Source organism: Acinetobacter sp. YH01006 (genome assembly GCF_013420445.1).
In the GTDB taxonomy this organism is placed as follows: domain Bacteria; phylum Pseudomonadota; class Gammaproteobacteria; order Pseudomonadales; family Moraxellaceae; genus Acinetobacter; species Acinetobacter pseudolwoffii.
The window spans coordinates 118817-132647 of record NZ_VOYB01000004.1; the positions used below are offsets into that span (position 1 = coordinate 118817).

The 13831-nt window shown below is 45.2% G+C and carries 13 protein-coding genes and 4 tRNA genes; 13 read left to right on the plus strand and 4 right to left on the minus strand.

The features are described from left to right. Nucleotides 1-30: 30 nt before the first annotated feature. Together FTT73_RS05135 and FTT73_RS05140 are read left to right on the plus strand one after the other, a co-directional pair. Complete coding sequence (locus FTT73_RS05135) at nucleotides 31-1023, plus strand: outer membrane protein assembly factor BamD (RefSeq protein WP_180191117.1); 993 nt, start codon at nucleotides 31-33, stop codon at nucleotides 1021-1023. Nucleotides 1024-1216: 193 nt separating this feature from the next. Beyond that, nucleotides 1217-3130, plus strand: a complete 1914-nt coding sequence (locus tag FTT73_RS05140; RefSeq protein ID WP_180191118.1) for a DNA primase — start codon at nucleotides 1217-1219, stop codon at nucleotides 3128-3130. An 81-nt stretch (nucleotides 3131-3211) separates the two neighbouring features. Here FTT73_RS05140 and hemA read toward each other — a convergent pair whose 3' ends face one another. Next, the gene (gene hemA / locus FTT73_RS05145; RefSeq protein WP_005097735.1) at nucleotides 3212-4495 is read right to left on the minus strand and encodes a glutamyl-tRNA reductase; all 1284 of its coding nucleotides are present in this window, start codon (nucleotides 4493-4495) and stop codon (nucleotides 3212-3214) included. A gap of 78 nt (nucleotides 4496-4573) precedes the next feature. On the opposite strand from hemA, the gene FTT73_RS05150 reads away from it, so the two are divergent. From FTT73_RS05150 to panD, 11 genes are all read left to right on the plus strand, one after another. Beyond that, nucleotides 4574-6286: a tetratricopeptide repeat protein gene (locus tag FTT73_RS05150; RefSeq protein ID WP_180191119.1), complete on the plus strand. Its 1713-nt coding sequence runs from the start codon at nucleotides 4574-4576 to the stop codon at nucleotides 6284-6286. A 7-nt stretch (nucleotides 6287-6293) separates the two neighbouring features. Continuing rightward, entirely contained in the window at nucleotides 6294-6872 is a 579-nt protein-coding gene (gene lolB / locus FTT73_RS05155) for a lipoprotein insertase outer membrane protein LolB (RefSeq protein ID WP_005097737.1), read from the plus strand. A 21-nt stretch (nucleotides 6873-6893) separates the two neighbouring features. Then, nucleotides 6894-7721, plus strand: coding sequence for a 4-(cytidine 5'-diphospho)-2-C-methyl-D-erythritol kinase (ispE, locus tag FTT73_RS05160; RefSeq protein ID WP_180191144.1), 828 nt, complete (start codon nucleotides 6894-6896; stop codon nucleotides 7719-7721). Between the two features lie 2 nt (nucleotides 7722-7723). Continuing rightward, nucleotides 7724-7798: transfer RNA gene (locus FTT73_RS05165), tRNA-Gln, on the plus strand. A 25-nt stretch (nucleotides 7799-7823) separates the two neighbouring features. After that, a tRNA-Gln gene (locus tag FTT73_RS05170) sits at nucleotides 7824-7898 on the plus strand. Between the two features lie 20 nt (nucleotides 7899-7918). Continuing rightward, nucleotides 7919-7993 (plus strand) — tRNA-Gln (locus tag FTT73_RS05175). Between the two features lie 92 nt (nucleotides 7994-8085). After that, nucleotides 8086-8160: transfer RNA gene (locus tag FTT73_RS05180), tRNA-Gln, on the plus strand. Between the two features lie 36 nt (nucleotides 8161-8196). Continuing rightward, nucleotides 8197-9150, plus strand: coding sequence for a ribose-phosphate pyrophosphokinase (locus FTT73_RS05185; protein ID WP_005097740.1), 954 nt, complete (start codon nucleotides 8197-8199; stop codon nucleotides 9148-9150). Nucleotides 9151-9248: 98 nt separating this feature from the next. Further along, nucleotides 9249-9545: a 50S ribosomal protein L25 gene (gene rplY / locus FTT73_RS05190; RefSeq protein ID WP_005097741.1), complete on the plus strand. Its 297-nt coding sequence runs from the start codon at nucleotides 9249-9251 to the stop codon at nucleotides 9543-9545. Between the two features lie 18 nt (nucleotides 9546-9563). Next, nucleotides 9564-10145, plus strand: coding sequence for an aminoacyl-tRNA hydrolase (pth, locus tag FTT73_RS05195; protein ID WP_074383404.1), 582 nt, complete (start codon nucleotides 9564-9566; stop codon nucleotides 10143-10145). A gap of 146 nt (nucleotides 10146-10291) precedes the next feature. Beyond that, the gene (gene panD / locus FTT73_RS05200; protein ID WP_005097743.1) at nucleotides 10292-10672 is read left to right on the plus strand and encodes an aspartate 1-decarboxylase; all 381 of its coding nucleotides are present in this window, start codon (nucleotides 10292-10294) and stop codon (nucleotides 10670-10672) included. A 69-nt stretch (nucleotides 10673-10741) separates the two neighbouring features. Here panD and FTT73_RS05205 read toward each other — a convergent pair whose 3' ends face one another. The 3 genes from FTT73_RS05205 to FTT73_RS05215 all read right to left on the minus strand — a co-directional run bounded on the left by FTT73_RS05205 (nucleotide 10742) and on the right by FTT73_RS05215 (nucleotide 13818). Beyond that, nucleotides 10742-11314, minus strand: a complete 573-nt coding sequence (locus tag FTT73_RS05205) for a GDYXXLXY domain-containing protein (RefSeq protein WP_005169829.1) — start codon at nucleotides 11312-11314, stop codon at nucleotides 10742-10744. Beyond that, nucleotides 11311-13116, minus strand: a complete 1806-nt coding sequence (locus FTT73_RS05210) for a DUF2157 domain-containing protein (RefSeq protein ID WP_180191120.1) — start codon at nucleotides 13114-13116, stop codon at nucleotides 11311-11313. The genes FTT73_RS05205 and FTT73_RS05210 overlap by 4 nt, the downstream gene beginning before the upstream one ends. Before the next feature lie 90 nt (nucleotides 13117-13206). After that, complete coding sequence (locus tag FTT73_RS05215) at nucleotides 13207-13818, minus strand: LysE family translocator (protein ID WP_180071803.1); 612 nt, start codon at nucleotides 13816-13818, stop codon at nucleotides 13207-13209. Nucleotides 13819-13831: the final 13 nt, after the last annotated feature.

The window sequence follows — 13831 nt, forward strand, 5'->3', positions numbered from 1 at the left end:
CTCATTGCCCGTATTAACAGAGGAATTTTTATGTCGCTACCACATTATAAAATGACAATGCTTGCTGTGACATTAGGCATTGCATCGGCAATGGTAGGCTGTAGCAGTAATCCCAAAAAAGAAGTCGTGGATAAAGGTCCTGAATCTAGCGAGCAAGTTTATATTCAAAAAGCACAGAAAGCGCTAGATCGTAATCAATATACCGATGCCGCAAAACAGCTAGAAGCACTGGAAACCTATTTCCCGACCAGTCAGTATGCTCCGCAAGCGCAACTTGAACTGTTATATGTAAAATTTCAGCAAAAAGATTATGAAGGTGCAGTGGCACTGGCAGAGCGTTTTATCCGTCTGAATCCACAACATCCAAATGTCGACTATGCTTACTATGTACGTGGCGTATCCAATATGGAGCAGAACTATAATGGTCTGCTGCGTTATACCTCGCTGAAACAGTCGCATCGTGATGTCAGCTATCTGAAAGTGGCTTATCAGAATTTTGTCGATTTCATTCGCCGCTATCCGTCTAGCACCTATGCGGTCGATGCAGCGCAGCGCATGAAATTTATCGGTCAGGAACTGGCTGAGCATGAAATGAATGCGGCACGCTTTAATTTAAAACGTAAAGCCTATCTGGCTGCGGTTGAACGTGCACAATGGGTGGTGGAACATTATCCACAAACCCCTCAGATTCCAGAAGCACTCGCAACAGTTGCTTATGGCTATGATCAGCTAGGTGATAAAGCGACTTCTCAGCAATATGTGGATGTTTTAAAGCTGAATTATCCGAATCTGGTGAAATCAGATGGTACGGTGAATCTGCGTGCAGCGCGGAGCGAAAGCAGTTTCTTTAACCGCGCGACACTGGGTATTTTTGGTAAAGAAGCCAAGACTGTAACCGACACCGATGCACAATCGGATACGCCAGAAACTGAAAAGCGCAGCATCACCAACCGCATTTCATTTGGTTTGCTGGATCGTCCTAAAAATACCGAAGCAGAGCAACCTGAACCGACTGCCGAATAAGCCGACTGTCACAGGTGCATTTTCTTTAAGGGCAAGGTATCATACTTGCCCTTTTGCTTTGTCCCGGCCAGGCTTGAACAAATCGTGCAAAAGGTATACAAAGGAAGTTAAAAAGAATTGACCTGAATCAGTTCAATCCTATTGATTCAATCACTTAAACCTTAGATACGCAGCACGAGAAGCTCAGCAGATTATGGCAATTCCTCAACATACGATTGATCAGATTCTCGATCGCACCGATATTGTCGATGTGATTGGTCAATTCGTGAAACTGAAAAAAACTGGCCGTACCTATTCGGGCTGCTGTCCTTTCCATCAGGAAAAATCGCCCTCTTTTCACGTCTATCGTGACAAACAATATTTTCACTGTTTTGGCTGTCAGGCCAATGGCAACGCCATCCGTTTTTTAATGGACATTGGTAGCCGTAATTTCGTCGAAGTGATGAAAGACCTGTCCAGTCAGACCGGCATTGAACTGCCAAAAGACAATACTGACTCCAATAAATTAAAATACAAACGGGAATCAGCCAAACCGAAAATAGTCGCTGCGACCAAAGTTGAGAATACGCAAGCTCCGCAACGCCCAGCACAAGAATATTCTGTGTCGGATGCTTCTTTTGATCCATTTGCAGAGTTTCAGGCCTCCGAACAGGATTTCTACGGCGACCCTTTTGCTGCTTTTGAGCACATGCCAATGGCCGAAGTTCAGCAAGACGGCAACTTATACGACCTGCTGGAAAATATCGCGCAGTTTTATGAACGCCAGTTACCCAACAGTTCCAGTGCACAGCAATATTTCAAGCAACGTGGCCTGACTGCAGAAACCATTGCCTATTGGCGCTTAGGTTATGCACCTGAAGACTGGCAACATCTGGAAAAAGCCTTTCCTCAGGATATTGAAGGCCTGAAACTACTGGGGCTGATTCGTACCAGCGACAGTGGCCGTGATTTTGACCTGCTACGTGAACGGGTGATTTTCCCGATTCGTGATACCAAGGGTCGTGTGGTCGGCTTTGGTGGCCGTGCGCTCAATGACGAGATCAAGCCCAAATACATCAATTCGCCAGACTCTGAAGTTTTCCATAAGAACCAGTTGCTTTATGGGCTGTATGAAGGCAGAAAGCAGAAAGCCCAGGAATGGCTGATGGTCGAAGGCTATATGGATGTGATTGCATTGCAGCAATACGGCATTCATGGCGCAGTCGCGACACTGGGGACTGCCAGTAATACCGACCATCTGAACATTCTGTTTAAGCAGAACAACCGGATTACCATTGCCTTTGATGGCGATGCTGCCGGTCAAAAAGCCGCACGCCGAACGCTGGACATTGCCCTGCCATTACTCAGTGATGGCCGTGAGCTGAAATTCTTTGTTTTGCCTGCTGACCATGACCCGGACTCCTTGATCCGCCGTGAAGGCATCGAAAACTTTAGACGCTTGCTGGATCAGGCGCCGCTGATGTCGGACTTCGTGTTTGCCCATCTGACCCAAAATCAGGACATCACCACCCCTGAAGGTAAAAGTCAGGTCATGGGTGAACTGAAAAACCTGACCGAATTATTGCCTAAACATGGCTCATTCCGCTATTTGCTGCAGCAATTTTTCCGCGAAAAACTGGGCTTTAACCGTAAATGGCAACCCAAGGTTAATACCGATGCATCCTTAAGTTTTAGCACCAAAATTGATGCTGAAGAATATGTGATTGCAATTTTGATGAATCATCCCTATTTGTATATTCATTTTGAACCACTGCGTGCGCTGGTATCTGAAGATCAGCTGCTGTTTAAAATCCTAAATATTCTGAATGTGATTTTTGATGACCTGCCGGATGATCCTGAACTCTCGATCTATTATGTTTTAGGTGCCTGTGCAGTACATCATCATGAATTACAGCATATTCTACAACATGCCAATGTGAGCGATTATACCTCTTCGCCTGAACAGGCCGACAAACTGGCGGCAGACTTCTCGACCAAGCTGCAATATCAGTGTCTGAAAAACAAGATAAAATCGAAAAAATTTAGCAGCATTGCAGAAATGAAGAATCTGAAAATGCAGATTTACGAAATTGATAAAAAACGCTCCATGACCTTATTGGACGATTAACAGTTTTAAATCGCTTCAAATAAAAATAAGGCGTTTATCTCTAAACGCCGTTCTTCAAAATAGCTATTGTTAAAGAGCTCGCTAATGTTTGGTCTTGCGGCGTGTATCAACTACCTCTTGCAAGGTATCGCGCATCATTTCAAAACAGCTTGGATCCTCCGCCTTGGCCGCCTCACGCAGCACAATAGAAGTCGGATGTAAGAGTTTCTGAGTCAGGCGGTGCGAAAACTCAGCCATAACCATTTCTGCTTTTTCACCCTTGGCAATACGTTGCAGCGCCAATGCCAGTTCTTCCTGCCGCAACTCTTCACCATGGTCACGATAAGCATGAATGGTGGCCCCGGCCTGCTTGACCTTTTGCTGGGTCATCAGTTCTGTTGCGAGCTGATTCACCATAACTTCGGCTTCAACCGCAGCCTGACGACGATGCGCCAGATTTTCCTCAATCACGCTTTGCAGATCATCGACGCCATACAGATATACCCCATCAAGTTTTTCAACTTTAGGATCGATATCACGTGGCACGGCTAGATCGACTAACAACATTTGCTGGTAACGGCGTTTTTTCAGTGCCGCTTTGATATCTGCAAAATGAATCACCTGATGCAGACTGCCGGTACAACTGGAAATCACATCGGCGCGATGCAGATTGTCTGCCAGCTGGTCAAAGTCAATAATTTCTACTTCCACCCGATGCGCAATTTCCTGCGCCAGAATGTCTGCACGTTCTCGGGTACGGTTACAGATAATAATCTTGCCCACACCCATTTCTGCGAGATGCTTGGCGACCAGACTGTTCATCTCCCCGGCTGCTACCACCATAATGGTGAGCTTGTCTGGATGACTAAATACCTGTAGGGCCAACTGTGCAACCGCATAGCCCATCGATACCGCATGGCTGCCGACAGCAGTCTCGGAACGAACCCGTTTGGCCGCATAAAAGGCATATTCAAAAATTCGGTTTAAACTGCGTGACACCGTCTGGGAGTCTTTGGCAAGAGAAAGTGCATTTTTGACTTGTCCCAGAATCTGCGGTTCACCCAGCATCAGTGAATCCAGACCACTGGCGACACGCATCAAGTGCGTCACGGCTTGGGCATTTTCATAACGATAGACATGATTTTGCAGTTGTTTGACATCCACCCCATTTTTTTGGGCGAGCCAGTTCAGCACCATGTCGACATTGTCAGACATCGCGTAAACTTCGGTTCGGTTACATGTAGACACCACCACCATGTCGTTTAATTCAGGGTGTTGGCTTTGCTCGGCAAGAATGGCACTTAACTTTTCAGGGTTAAACGCAACTTGTTCCCGCAGTTCTACAGAGGCAGTTTGATGGTTGACACCCAATGCAAAGAAAGACATATCAGGTCATCATTTCAATAAATTTATGCTATTGTGCAATATCGGTGTCATAAAAAGCATTACTTGGATCAAGAAAAATTGCGTCAAACAATCAGCCGTATCAACGGCCCTACAATTAAGCAATATTCTACCACATTCCTATTGGTGGGTAGCATGGCTTCAACTGCTCATCTTTATGCAGCGGAAGCAGTTTACCATGCAAATCAAAATTATGATGCCATAAAACAAAGTATGATGGCCGAGTTTGCCATTGCCGCACATGACATTCCGACTGCTTTGCACAACTATACGGTTCTGGCAATCAAGAGCAATTCCACCACGGTCAAGCAGCGTGCACTGAATGTTGCATTGGAACATGATGATTTACAGGCAGCCCTCGATATCTCGACCCACTGGGTGGTACAGGAGCCGCAGGATGTCCCCGCTTTATTTTATTTATCCCATATTGCCCTGAAAGTGCATGAGTATGAGCTGGCGGCAGAGACCTTAGAGAAAATCCTGCAAATTGATGACAGTGCCGATCTGGAAGAAATTCTCGCTGGGATTTCACCTGAAGGCACAGAAGACCGCAGCTATCTGATTCAGGCTTTAAGCACCACCAAAGCCAGAGACAATCCGTCTATTCTGGTGCTGGTGGCCGGTCTGGAAGCACAAAATGGTCAGCTGGAACAGGCTTTAAATACCATTAACCGTGCTCTAAAAAAACGTCCGAATGCGACTGGTTATATCCTGATGAAAGCCAATCTGCTGAATGCTCTTGGCGATCCAGAAGAAACCCTGCAATGGTATGAAAAATCCAGCCGTAAACACCGCAATAATCTGGATGTGCGTCTGGCCGAAGTCAAATATCTGGTCAAGCTGAACGAAGCGACTTTGGCGCTGAAAAAACTGCAAGACATTCTAAAAAAATGGCCAACGGCTGAAGAAGCCCTGTTCATTGCCGGACTGACCAGTATTGATCTGGAAGAATACGAGAAGGCCGAAAAACATCTGGTCGAACTGCGTTATTCTGCGCAGTATCAAAATGAAGCCTATTATTATCTGGCAGTGAATGCTGAACGCAAACAGCATTATGAAACCGCCAAAGCCTATTATCGTCTGGTCGATGGCAGTCTGTACACCGTCTCGCGTCGTAACATGATCTCGATTTTTGCCCAGCAGGATAAGCTGCATGATGCGCTGCGTTTCTTGACTCAGGAACGGGTGAATTATCCACAACATGCCAGCTTTTTATATCTGGCCCAAGCAGATATTTTAACGCGTATGCAGAATAAAAAAGCTGCGATCCGCCTGCTAGAAGAAGCCAGCAAAAACCTGCCGGATGATCCGGAACTGGTTTATGCGCAAGTGCTATTGCTAGATCCACATCAGGATCGCAACAAGCTGGATAAATTGCTGGCAAATTTACTCAAGATTGAACCGAATAGTCCGACCTATCTGAATGCCTATGCCTATACCCTGGCAATGCAGAACCGGCGTCTGGAAGAAGCGCGCCGCTATGTCGAACAGGCACTGGAATATGCACCGGAACAGGCTTCCATTCTGGATACTTATGGTTATATCTGTTATTTACAGAATGACTTTGCCACGGCTGCAGATGTCTTATACAAAGCATATCAACTCAATCCAAGCGTGAAGATTGGGGTACGTTATGCGCGTTCGTTGTACATGAATGGTGATATACAACACTTCCATCAAGTGTTACAACAATTACAACAAAACCATCCAAATGACCCCGAATTAAAACAACTTAATTCGCTATTGTTAGCACCACAAAACCAAACGAGTTAATTCTTTTATGCGCAATTTAAGCCAATTGGGCTGCTGTGCCTTTGCAGCAACTGCTTTATTCTTAACTGGTTGTCAGCAGATGATCAATCCGCAAACGCCAGTGACGCCTTCTGTACAGGCAGATAATCAATTCCAGCTGCAAGGTAAAATTGGTGTGCGCACACCGCAACAGACCGGCAGTGCATTCTTTACCTGGGTACAACAGCAAGAAGAATTTGATATTGAGCTGAGTGGTATTTTAGGTGTGGGCAAAACCCAGATTTCCGGCACGCCCGGCCAAGTCACATTAAACAGTGCTAAAACAGGTGTGATTCAGGCGGCAAGTGCCGAAGAATTACTGCAACGCGCCACAGGCTGGCAAGCACCGATCAGCTATTTAGTGGACTGGGTACAGGCCCGCCCTGCGACAACAACTGCCAAATTGCAAAAAGATGATACACAGCGGATTAGCCAGATTATTGAACAGGGCTGGACGGTCGATCTCAATTACAATGCGCAGGCCAAAATGCCAAACCGCTTGATTTTAAAGCAGTCACTTGAAAATGGCGCGGAAAACCGTATTACAATGATCATTGAAAACCGTTAATTGACCTGATGTTAGCCCATGATGATTCGTGTTCCCTCGCCTGCTAAACTGAATTTGTTTTTACATATTACCGGTCGCCGTGAAAATGGCTATCACGAGCTGCAAAGCATTTTTCAGCTGATTGATCTGTATGACTGGCTGGAGTTTGAACAAACAGATAATCAACACATCCAGATTGAAGGGCTGGCCTCCGTCGACCTAGAACAGAATTTAATCTATCGTGCGGTACAACTGTTGAAGCCCTATGCTCAAACACTATCCGGACTAAAGATTCGTCTGGAAAAAAATATCCCGATGGGTGCTGGACTCGGGGGCGGCTCGTCTAATGCAGCCACCACCCTGATTGTGCTGAACCAGCTCTGGCAGTGCGGTTTAAATATCGAGCAACTGGCAGATCTCGGAGTCAGACTGGGTGCAGATGTACCGATATTTGTACATGGTCGAAATGCTTGGGCTGAAGGCATTGGCGAACACTTAACATTCATAGACTTAGATCAAAAACAATTCATTGTGTTAAAACCTGACTGTTTTATCAGCACTCAACTGCTTTTTTCGCAAAAAGCATTGACAAGAGACACGAAGAGCACTAAATTTTGCGCCTATCAGCAAACGCCATCTGATTTTGGAAATAACTTTGAGCCACTGGCTCGATCCTTATATCCTGAAGTCGATGAAGCGATGCAATATCTCGACCAGTTCGGTATTGCAAAACTTACAGGTACAGGTGCTTGTGTGTTTATTGAAGTCACTGAAAATCTGAATATCGAAGATATTCTTGCAAATGCACCATGTAAAGCTTACCTGGTCAACAGTTTACAAGAATCACCTTTAGTTCAGTTTAAAGTGTAGATAGGGGTATCGCCAAGTGGTAAGGCACCGGGTTTTGATCTCGGCATCCGTTGGTTCGAATCCAGCTACCCCTGCCATTTTCACCTGTAGATGTACTGTATTAGGGGTATCGCCAAGTGGTAAGGCACCGGGTTTTGATCTCGGCATCCGTTGGTTCGAATCCAGCTACCCCTGCCATCTTACAGTTCATCAAATTTAGGGGTATCGCCAAGTGGTAAGGCACCGGGTTTTGATCTCGGCATCCGTTGGTTCGAATCCAGCTACCCCTGCCATTTTCTCGAAAAAAGACAGAACACTCATTTGCTGTAAGACTGTTAATTTACCTTGACACTTTACCGTAAAAATATTAAAGTTCTGCCGCATTAGGGGTATCGCCAAGTGGTAAGGCACCGGGTTTTGATCTCGGCATCCGTTGGTTCGAATCCAGCTACCCCTGCCATCTATTCCCATATATCCCAACCGCCAAGGGTGCTTCATGCCCAATCTTGTCGTTTTTAGTGGATCTGCGCATCCACAATTCGCTCAAAAAGTCGTAAGTCACTTACATATTCCTCTAGGCGCTGCCTCTGTAGGTCAGTTCTCTGATGGTGAAATCGCTGTCGAGATTACTGAAAACGTTCGTGGTAAAGACGTATTCGTCGTGCAACCTACTTGTGCTCCTACTAACGATAACCTGATGGAAATCTTAGTCATGGCTGACGCTTTGCGTCGTGCAAGTGCAGGTCGTATTACTGCCGTGATTCCTTACTTTGGTTATGCTCGTCAAGACCGTCGTCCACGTTCAAGCCGTGTGCCAATTACTGCTAAAGTCGTTGCAGACATGCTGACGACTGTAGGTATTGACCGCGTTGTGATGATTGATCTTCATGCTGACCAGATCCAAGGTTTCTTCGATATCCCTGTAGACAACATCTACGGTACACCAGCGCTACTTGCTGACTTACGTCAGCAGTCACATCACAACCTGATGGTGGTTTCACCTGACGTCGGTGGTGTGGTTCGTGCACGTGCTGTTGCGAAACAAATGGGTGATATCGATCTTGCAATCATCGATAAGCGTCGTCAAAAAGCGAATGAATCACAAGTGATGCATTTGATTGGCGATGTGAAAGATCGTGATTGTGTCATCGTCGATGACATGGTAGATACTGCAGGCACTTTATGCAAAGCAGCTGATGCATTGAAAACTTTCGGTGCTCGCAAGGTTGTTGCTTATGCAACGCATCCAGTACTTTCTGGTAAAGCATTAGAAAACTTAAGACATTCTGTGATTGATGAGTTGGTGGTTTGTGACACCATCCCACTTTCAGATGAAGCTTTAGCACTGGGCAAGATTCGCCAGGTTTCCGTAGCCAGCATGGTTGCCGAAACGATTCGTCGCATTAACAACGAAGAATCTATTAGCGCAATGTTCGATTCTTATCTATAATAGAGCGCTGAATTTTCAAAGCCCTGCCATTTGGTAGGGCTTTTACTCACTAGACTGGTCGCAAGTCTGGTTCATTTAACTTAAATAGGATGTCTATCATGGCAAACTTCGTATTAAACGCAGCAGCACGTGAAGAAGCAGTTCAAGGGAAAGGTTCGAGCCGCCGCCTTCGTCTTCAAGCTAAAGTTCCTGCAATCATCTACGGTGGCGAAGCTGCTCCTGTAGCTGTTACTCTTGAGCTTCGTCAGCTTGTTAAATTCTTAGAAAATAACTCTTTCTTTGAAGAAGTTATCGAAATTGATGTAGACGGTAAAGTTGAAAGCGTGAAAATCCAAGCCTTACAACGTCACCCAGCTAAAAACACGCCTATGCACGCTGACTTTAAACGCGCATAAGTGTTAATGGTGTAATTAGTGTCAAATATTTCACTGATTGTTGGTTTGGGCAACCCAGGTTCTGAGTATGCCCAAACCCGCCATAATGCAGGGGCCTGGTTCGTAGAACGCCTTGCAGAGCAATATGGCATTACCCTCAAGAAAGACCCGAAATTCAATGGATTTAGTGGTCGTGGCAATATCGAAGGTCAAGACGTTCGTCTTCTTCTACCTACAACCTTTATGAACCTTTCCGGTAAAAGTGTTGTTCCTTTCGCCAAATTCTACAATATCGCACCTGAATCGATCCTGATTGCCCATGATGAACTGGATATGAATCCTGGTGTCATTCGCCTGAAAACGGGTGGTGGTCACGGTGGTCATAATGGTCTACGCGATATCGTGCCGCATATTGGTTCAAACTTCCATCGCCTGCGTATTGGAATCGGTCATCCTGGTGCCAAAGACCGTGTTTCTGGTCATGTGCTCAGTAAAGCGCCCAGCAGCGAACAAAAGTTAATGGATGATGCAATTTCACATGCGCTCGCACGTACCAAAATGCTGGTGAATGCAGAAGTACAGCAAGCCATGAATCAAATTAATGCCTATAAGCCTAACTGATCATTCAAAAATCGCTGGACAATTCCGCTTGTCAGAAAGATCATTTAAGCGCAAAATGCGCAAGCCTACCCACTTATCCAGTGTCGTAGAAATTGATTCAACCATATGATGATCAAAGTCTTAGTTCAACTCAGGGGACGCTAGCCATGCTATCTCGTTTATTAAAATGCAAAATTCACCGCGCTCACGTTACACATGCAGAATTACACTATGAAGGTTCATGTGCAATTGATGGCGTTTTGATGGATTTAGCTGGCATTCGCGAATACGAAGAAATTCATGTGTGGAACGTGACCAATGGTAAACGTTTTGCAACTTATGCCATTCGTGGCGAAGATAATTCAGGCATCATTTCAGTCAATGGTGGCGCTGCACATCAAGCCGATGTAGGCGATATCATCATTATTGCAACTTTTGGTGATTTCACTGAAGCTGAAGCAAATGCACATCAGCCACGCTTGGTCTATGCAAATCCAAACAATACCGTCAGCCATACTGCCAACTGTATTCCGGTACAAGTCGCTTAAGTCGATTCGACCAGATTCCCAAAGCTCGCACCTCGCGGGCTTTTTTATGGCCAGAATGACTAAATATAATTAACTGCCCTGCCGCCAGCTTTTAGAACTTTCACAATTTAGGGGCTTTAAATGGGAGTCAACAAGATTAACCAGTAAAGCCTTTCCATTTTCCTTAAGCTTAAGTTCGGCAAATTTGGCATTGCGATAACACGGCTCCAGGCCTTCGGCGAATAAAAAACTATTGGCCGCCGGATATAAAGCTTCAAAACTATTGCGTGGATTCTTTAAAAGCAGTTTTGCGGAAGATGCCGGATGAACTTGTAACAGACGCGGATCAAAACTGCTTCGTATCACCCGTCGTTGTGCATCCAAGCGTACATAGCTCATGATCTGAGACCGATCTTTAAAATCCTGAATAGTGATATCTGAACCTGTTTGATTCAGGGCAGTTTCATCAGCATCTAGACCAGCAAAATGCAACTGATAATTCAGCGCCATATAATCGCCCTGCAAAATCGAACGCGGATCGACGGGCGCCAACTTAACAAAAATACTCTGACTATTTCTTAAATGCCATTCATGCTGGATAATTAAGCCCACAAATAAGGCAATACTAAAAATACTCAGGTGTAGCACCCAAAACTTTTTCATGAGGTCACTCCTGTTTTCGACTGAAATTTCGGTGAGCTCAACACATAAGCCAGAAGCAAAACCAGCAGACCTGAAGCAAAGATACTGACACTCTTAAATAAAAAGCTGAGTCCCAGATTGTAATACAGCAACCATAACCAGAAGATCAGTAACAGAACCAATAAGGCCTGCATCAATCGCTGTTGATTGACCATCGCCCAGGCCATAAGTACCAGAATGATGAAAATTTCAAAATAGCCCAGTGCAATCAGTAAAATGCCTGCGGCAGGAATCAGCCAGAGTGGTGTCAGCGAAAATTGCTTCAGATGTATTCCAATAAAACTCAGCAGCCATACTGCGGGTAAAATATAGAAAACAATTGCTTCATCTATACCGCGCGGATGCAGTTGCTGCGCTACGCCAAATTGCAACAGACATTGAAAAATAGCCGTTGCTGCCAAAATACTGATCATCCACAGATTCACACTTTTGGCATAAGCTGAAGCAAGCCAGTGTCTTGCAGTGAGTAAAGCCACGATCAGCACACTGTAATTCAACAGCATGATCCATGTGATCAGGCGATGGTCATGAGAAAATGGGTGCTGCTCGATTAAAACTGCAATTCCCAACGCATGAGCCAGTAATAACTGTAATAGCAGCACCAGCCAATGCATGCGATTCATGATACTTAGCAACGTAATACCGATTTGTATCAGCCAGATCAGCAATAAACTATCTGTCAACAATTCGGTATGAATCAGGACAGCAGCCTGACCGCAAACCCACAAACAATAAGCCAGTTGCCGCAGAAAAACTGAAGGCTTGCTATGAATCAGCCACCAGGCAATCCCGATAAAGATTAGCCCCATCAGGATGGATAAACTTTCCCAATAGGTCAGCAACAGCATGGCCAGTATCACACCAGCAATCCATGCGCCCAGCGCCAGTGGAATGACCGAAAACCGGCTCTGGGGTAACAGCTTTATCAGCAGCGCACTAATCGCCGCAAACCAGCCAAAGATGAGCAAAGCCAGCACCAATAAGCCTGCAGCTGAATTTTGCAAATATTGGTCTGTGAGATCAAAAATCAGAATGCTAAAACTCAGTGCCAGCCCTGCAACCAGCAAACTGGTTTCCAGCTGTTGCTGCCGAGTATAGAAATAAGCACTAAATAACAGTGCTAAGACCAGTACCGAAGCCAAATACCAGATCGAATTCGAGTCGATAAATCGAAACATGCTGAATACCGAAATGAGTACCACCACGGCAATCAACAGATAGCGTAAAACCGGATAATAGCGTAATGCATAGATCAGACTCAGTCCGGTCAACAGATTAAGACTGAGCAGATAGGCAGTTTCAGCACGCACCAACCAAAAGCTTTGTTTAAAATAAAAATAAAGCGCCAGCTGGCTGACCACGCAAAATAATGCAAACACACCAATATTCGGTCGATACAGCCAAGGCAAAAGTAACAATGCCCAAAGCAAAAATAGTTGATAATTGTCCGCGCCAGTCTGATAGATCTGCCCAATCACCGCCAGACTTAAGCCCAGCATTAAACCCGATACAGTATCCAGACTTTGTCTTAACTTTTCTCGCGCAGCAAAATGCACACTCAGCAATGCCGAACCCAGCAATAAAACTTGCGGCATAAACAACTGGACAAATTTCGGCAGCATCCACCAGTTTGCTGCCAGCAGATACACGATACTGACAGCGATCAGCGCGAGTCCAATGATTTGAAGAATCTGAATAACAGCAGGTTGAATAAATAACAGCGGTGAGAATGGATGATCGGGCTTGGTTACTGTTTTAGACATGCTGATCTGTTCAATTTTTATTTGATTTTACCTTAGCATGATTTTTAGCGCATATGCCAGGCAGGAACCTTACAACTGTGCAGTACTTTTTTAAATCAGGATCTGATAAATGCCGTAAAGAGCAATGATCAGCAGAATGAGACCACACAAGGCCAGCAAATGCGGATACAACCGAGAACGGGATAAACGGTTAAAACCCAAATACACCACCGACAGGGTCAGGAAATCCAGCACGATCCAGCTCAAGGTTAAGATTATGAGACTCAAATCGAGATCAGATGTAATACCAATAAACTGCGGGAAAAAAGCCGCAAAGAAAATAATATCTTTGGGATTGGAAATACCGACCAGAAAACCCTGCTGAAAGCCGCCACGTACCGGAGATAACTTCTTTTGAGCTGACTCTGCTTGCTGAAAAATCACCTCCCGAAATATTTGCAGCCCCAGATAACCAATATACAGACAACCCAGCAACTTGATGGCATACAGCCACTGTTCATTAATGACCAGCAAACCTTTCAGGCTTAATATCGATAAAGCAATCAATATCAATGAAGCGAAATTGGTGCCAAAAATAGTTCTTAAAGCCGCAGCATAACCGCCTTTTAGACCGGAACTGGCCACCAGCAACATCACCGGACCAGGCGTGGCGATCATTACCACAACAGCCAGACAATACAAGAGATACTCACTGATATTCATGCTCTTCCCTCAG